The sequence below is a fragment of the Wolbachia endosymbiont of Glossina morsitans morsitans genome, from assembly GCF_000689175.1.
Classification (GTDB): Bacteria; Pseudomonadota; Alphaproteobacteria; order Rickettsiales; family Anaplasmataceae; genus Wolbachia; species Wolbachia pipientis.
In genome coordinates this window covers 1-5,471 of the sequence record NZ_AWUH01000200.1, presented here as the reverse complement: position 1 = coordinate 5,471, position 5,471 = coordinate 1, and the positions used below count along the sequence as shown (strand labels likewise).

The window sequence follows — 5,471 nt, the reverse complement described above, 5'->3', positions numbered from 1 at the left end:
ATTTAAATTCTTCTGCAGATATCAGACTAGATAGAAATAACATGCAGAAGATTGCAAATACATTAGATCCCATGCATAACCACTGTTTTAGTAAATTTCGAATTGATGTCATGCAAGTAGCTGACACTGGAATCCAGCTTATTTCATCACTGACATTATGGTTATCATGCACTCCTAGAATCTGTTGTCCATTGCATGATTTGTAAGTATTTTTATACCTGGATCCCAGTGTCAAGCACTGGGATGACAACGGAAGATAGTGGAATGACACTGTGTGTTGTATACAACGTTCATACAATTGTGTACATGATGCTGGAATCCATTTATTTTTTTTCTGGATCCCAGTGTCAAGCACTGGGATGACAGAAGAGAGCTCTGGGATGACAGAGAATTTTGTAAGAGATCTGCTTTGAATTGACATCACCTCATCTCCGGCACAGAATCACTTAAGGTTTTTGGTGGTTCTTTTGGCTTTTCATACTTACTAAGCAGTGGTAAGACTATCACAAAATATGCAAAGTAATAAAGAGTAGATAGCCTACTCATAGTGATGTAAGGCTCTTTTACCTCTTGTCCTCCAAGCCAGGCAAGAAGTACAAAATTTATTGCAAAAACCCAAAAAAATTTCTTAAACACCGTGCGATAAGCACCACTTTTAACTTTTGATTTATCAAGCCAAGGTAACACAAACCACACTAAAATAGACGCAAACATGGTAAGCACACCAGTAAGTTTATCTGGAATTGAACGTAGCATTGCATAAAAAGGTAAAAAATACCACTCTGGCAGTATATGTACCGGAGTGACCATAGAATCAGCTTCTATATAATTGTCTGGATGCCCAAGATAATTGGGAGCATAGAAATCAAATGCGAACAAAACTTCGAAAAACAGACCAAAAGTTATGCAATCCTTGACTATATAATAAGGGTAGAGAGGGATGGTATCCTTATCTGATTTTACCTCCATTCCATTTGGGTTACCAGAGCCAAACCTATGCAGAGCTGTCACATGAAGCATAGCTAAAACAATAATAACAAAAGGCAGAAGATAATGCAGAGCGAAAAAACGGTCAAGTGTTGGGTTATCCACTGAAAAACCACCCCATAACCATATAACTATTTTATTGCCAATTAAAGGTATAGCAGAAAATAAGTTGGTTATAACTGTTGCACCCCAGAAACTCATTTGTCCCCAAGGCAATACATATCCCATAAAGGCAGTTGCCATCATTGCAAAAAATATAAATATTCCAATAAACCACACCATCTCTCTCGGTCTTTTATAAGATCCGTAATATAATCCACGCATTATATGAACATAGACTACCATAAAGAAGAGCGATGCTCCAACAGCGTGAGTGTAGCGTATTAACCACCCGTAATTCACATCTCGCATTATGCGCTCTACACTATTAAACGCATAATCAACATGCGGAGTGTAGTGCATAGCAAGAAATATACCTGTTATTATTTGTAAAATCAGCGCTATACCAGCCAAAGAGCCAAAGTTCCAAGCATAATTTAAGTTTTTTGGCACTTGGTAAAAAGCAGTGTGTCTTAGAAAAGAAAATATAGGCAATCTATATTCTATCCATCCTAATATGCCTTTTTCTTCTTTTATTGTTTCTTTTTTGTTATCTTCCTGCATAACTTAAACCTTTCTGAACACATGTCCATTGCTACTTTTATCTTATTTTTTTATTGTAGCAACTTATCCTTTACGCACAAATAAAAACTTTAAAGCAATATTAATTACCTCTTCAGCAACCTGTCACGTGCTGCGTTTAACTTTTGTGCAAAATATTCCGAACCTCCCTTATCTGGGTGAACTAACTTCATTAAATTTTGATATGCTTTATTGATTTCATTTTGACTTGCCTCGGGATTCAGCCCTAGTATCTTTAATGCTTCATCTTTGGGCATGTTATCACCAGTGTAATTTTCAGTACAACTTCTACTGCTATTAAATTCGTTCAAAAATTTACTCAATATAGAGTTCATCATGAAACTTATGTTATTTTTTTTTGTCAGGAAAAGAAAAAATACAACAACGCTAGGCAAGACAAATGTAACTACTATGAATATCAAGAAAAGGAAAAAGATGAATGACATGTATATTTTTTTATCATTTTATGATTAAATAGTAACAATTATAATCGTCATGGTAAATAACATGTTCATCCAGATTGAAGAAACACCAAACCCAAATACGCTAAAATTCCTTCCTGGATTTGAAATTTTAAACGAAGGAGAAACGGGTGATTTTTCAAATGCAGATGAAATAAAAAACTCCAAGTTAGCAGCAAATCTTTTTCAAATAGAATATGTAGTGAGAGTGTTTTTTGGTCATGATTTTATTTCAGTAACAAAATTGGGTGGAATTAATTGGGATACATTAAAAGTAGAAATTTTAACTACAATCATGGATCACTTTACTTCAGGTGGAAAAGCACTAGATAAAGAAGGAGTAAATGATAATAATATACCGGATGAAGAATTTTTTGATAAAAATGATATAGAAATTGTAAATAGAATAAAAGAATTAATGGAAAGTTATATCAAACCTGCAGTTGCTCAAGATGGTGGCGATATCAAATTTCGTGGCTATAAAGACGGGATAGTTTATGTTGAGTTACAAGGAGCCTGCTCTGGATGCCCAAGTGCTGCAATTACCCTCAAGCAAGGAGTGCAGAATATGCTGAGCTACCACATACCAGAGATTGCAGGTATAGAGACCACACTATGACTAATCAAACGGTTAGAGGAACAAAAGATCTCCTGTTTGATGAATGGTACAAGTTTAAATACATTCAGCAAACAGCAAATAGAATCTCAAGTCTATACGGCTTTTTGCCCGCCCAAACTCCAATATTTGAATACACGGAGGTTTTTACAAAAACCTTAGGTGATAGCTCAGATATCATCACTAAAGAGATGTATAGCTTCAATGATAAAGGGGGAAAGAGCATAACTTTACGTCCTGAGTTCACTGCAGCGATTGTCAGACTACTCATTGAAAAAAAACTGCAAACACTGATAAAATTATTCTCAACAGGGCCTGCATTTCGTTACGAAAGACCGCAAAAGGGAAGACAAAGGCAATTTCATCAGATAAATTTTGAGGTTTTTGGCATAGAAGATCCAAAAGCTGATATTGAATTGATATCACTCGCTCAGCACTTACTAACTGAATTTGGCATCAATAAAAATGTAAAGCTGGAAATCAACTCTTTAGGTGATGGTGAAACAATAACTAAATATAGAGAAGCTTTGATCTTGTACTTTACAAAGTATCAAAATGATCTATCAGAAGATAGCAAAAATAGGTTGATCAAAAATCCACTCAGAATACTGGATTCCAAGGATGAGAAAGATAAATCAATAATTTCTGATGCGCCTAAAATCAGCAATTATTATACGAAAGAGTCCTCAGATTTCTTTGAACAAATACTAAATGGATTAACAATTCTTGATATACCTTATACCGTAAACAATAAACTAGTTCGAGGCTTGGATTATTATTGCCACACAGTGTTTGAGTTTGTTACAGAGGATTTAGGTGCACAAGGGGCAGTTTTTGCCGGTGGAAGATACGATAATTTAGTATCTTCAGTAGGTGGAAAACACACTCCAGCAATAGGATTTGCAGGGGGGATTGAGCGCATAATGGAGTTAATCAATTATTCTCCGAAAGAAGAGCGACCTATTTACCTAATTCCGATCGGCAGAGAGGCTGAAGAATATGCTCTAACACTTGCGAATGAATTGCGCAGAAATAGTTTATATGTAAGTTACGAACACAGTGGGACAGTTAAAAATCGCATGAAGAAAGCAAGTCAAGCAAATGCTAAAATTGCATTGATCTTTGGGAATGATGAGTTAAACAACAATACTGTTAAAGTAAAAAATATGGATACAGGTGAAGAAAAAATAATCGCTCACGATAACATAATGGAAAATATCTAGTTAGGAGCAATGCAAATGTTTTTTTCAGTCAGCTATAGAAGAAAATTCGTCTGCGTAAGAATTTTTCATAGCATTCAATGTATCATAATCTGTAAAATCTAATTTTACCGGTGTAATAGTAATAAATCCTTCTTTTATTTTATTTACACTACCACTGCCTGAGTGCTCTCGAGACCAATTTAAGCTAAAAGAGCCATTCGAATTTTCAGTAAAAGTTAAATCCCCATCAATGTTATATTCACCTTGTTCAGCAAATTCTACTCCTTTTACTTTTTCCGTAGCAGGAAAATTTACACTCATCACTATGTTTTTAGGCCAACCAACCTTAACTAGCTTGGCAATAACCTTTGGTGCAAAAACCTTTGTATTGTGCCAGTCTATTTTATTATGATAAACTTGGCTTAGCGCAATAGAAGGTATAGACCTTGCGGCACCTTCCATTACAGCACCAATTGTTCCTGAATAACAAATATCGTCCCCGACATTTGATCCAATATTTACTCCGGACAATATTAAGTCTGGTTTTTTATTCATAACTTTATTTAGCGCAATAATGACACAATCTGCAGGAGTACCAGACACACTAAATTCCCTTTCACTATGTTGGTTTATTCCAATAGATTGTTTCACTGGATAATCAAGAGATCTTGCAGCCCCGCTTTTATCAGTATCTGGTGCCACTATCCATATTTCTGACGCAAAATTCCGTGCAATCGCTTTGAGTAATTTTATTCCTTCACTTTCAAAGCCATCATCATTTGTTATCAATATTATCGTATACAATACTCAGCTATACAGTTCCAAATTATGTAAATCACTGGCTGTAAATAAACTCATGAGGCTTTAGGTTTCTTTGCATAACCGCGAACTGTAACAAAGAACCTGCTGTAAATCAATAGATTTCTTGCACAGGCCATAACTGTCATTACAATAGAAACGAAAAAACTTGCTTGACAAACTCCGCCAGCCCCCTTATCATAAACACTGAAGCTGTTTATTTATTTTCTCTGTACAGATTAAATGACAAAAAACTCACGTATCTGGCGTGTCATGTTTAATTTTTTGCACTATGTGCACCTTATGTCTTTATCAAACTTCTACCTACATAAGCTGAAACGCGCTTATAAAGCGTTTAAAACATAAAAAAACGCCAACTTAAAAAATGGATAGTGAATAACTAGCTACCCTAGGGTTTCTTTTGCCTTTTTTTCTGTTTAGTAAATTTCTTAAATATTTATAGCTAAGGTTAGTTGCATTTAAAAGCAGCTGAGTCGCGGTTATTAAGCGTTTAGAATAAAAAAACGCCATACTTGAAAGTATAATGTAAGTAATTAGCCAACCACGTGGCTTCTTTTGCCTTTTTTTTCGTTTGGTAAATTTCTTAATGTTTGTAGCTAAACGATAACCGTCATCCCGCTACTTGTTAGCGGCCGAGATACCACGAATGAATCGCGGTATGACGTAGGATTGCTGTCATTCGAGTGCCAAGCACTGGGATCCAGC

Annotated in this window: 5 protein-coding genes and 1 pseudogene; 2 read left to right on the top strand and 4 right to left on the bottom strand. The window is 35.4% G+C overall.

Annotation, left to right across the window (positions count from 1 at the left end; genetic code table 11):
* The 3 genes and pseudogenes from WGMM_RS07045 to WGMM_RS05215 all read right to left on the bottom strand — a co-directional run.
* Positions 1–421, bottom strand: a pseudogene (locus WGMM_RS07045) (hypothetical protein); the annotation flags it as partial.
* Entirely contained in the window at positions 421–1,650 is a 1,230-nt protein-coding gene (locus WGMM_RS05220; protein ID WP_038251041.1) for a cytochrome b, read from the bottom strand. The gene WGMM_RS05220 and the pseudogene WGMM_RS07045, both read right to left, overlap by 1 nt.
* A gap of 104 nt (positions 1,651–1,754) precedes the next feature.
* Positions 1,755–1,979, bottom strand: coding sequence for a DnaJ domain-containing protein (locus tag WGMM_RS05215; RefSeq protein ID WP_240991970.1), 225 nt, complete (start codon positions 1,977–1,979; stop codon positions 1,755–1,757).
* Positions 1,980–2,175: 196 nt separating this feature from the next.
* On the opposite strand from WGMM_RS05215, the gene WGMM_RS05210 reads away from it, so the two are divergent.
* Both WGMM_RS05210 and hisS read left to right on the top strand, forming a co-directional pair.
* Positions 2,176–2,748 (top strand): NifU family protein, encoded by a 573-nt coding sequence (locus WGMM_RS05210; RefSeq protein ID WP_038251038.1) that lies wholly within the window; start codon positions 2,176–2,178, stop codon positions 2,746–2,748.
* Positions 2,745–3,968 (top strand): histidine--tRNA ligase, encoded by a 1,224-nt coding sequence (gene hisS / locus WGMM_RS05205; RefSeq protein ID WP_038251035.1) that lies wholly within the window; start codon positions 2,745–2,747, stop codon positions 3,966–3,968. Before WGMM_RS05210 ends, hisS begins: the two co-directional genes overlap by 4 nt.
* Positions 3,969–3,992: 24 nt before the next feature.
* Here the strand turns inward: hisS and surE are convergent, their stop codons facing one another.
* Complete coding sequence (gene surE / locus WGMM_RS05200; protein WP_038251042.1) at positions 3,993–4,742, bottom strand: 5'/3'-nucleotidase SurE; 750 nt, start codon at positions 4,740–4,742, stop codon at positions 3,993–3,995.
* Positions 4,743–5,471 lie beyond the last annotated feature (729 nt).

Coding starts and splice junctions, on each gene's coding strand:
- WGMM_RS05220 (WP_038251041.1), bottom strand. CDS start 1,650: ATGCAGGAAGATAACAAAAAAGAAACAATAAAAGAAGAAAAAGGCATA.
- WGMM_RS05210 (WP_038251038.1), top strand. CDS start 2,176: ATGTTCATCCAGATTGAAGAAACACCAAACCCAAATACGCTAAAATTC.
- hisS (WP_038251035.1), top strand. CDS start 2,745: ATGACTAATCAAACGGTTAGAGGAACAAAAGATCTCCTGTTTGATGAA.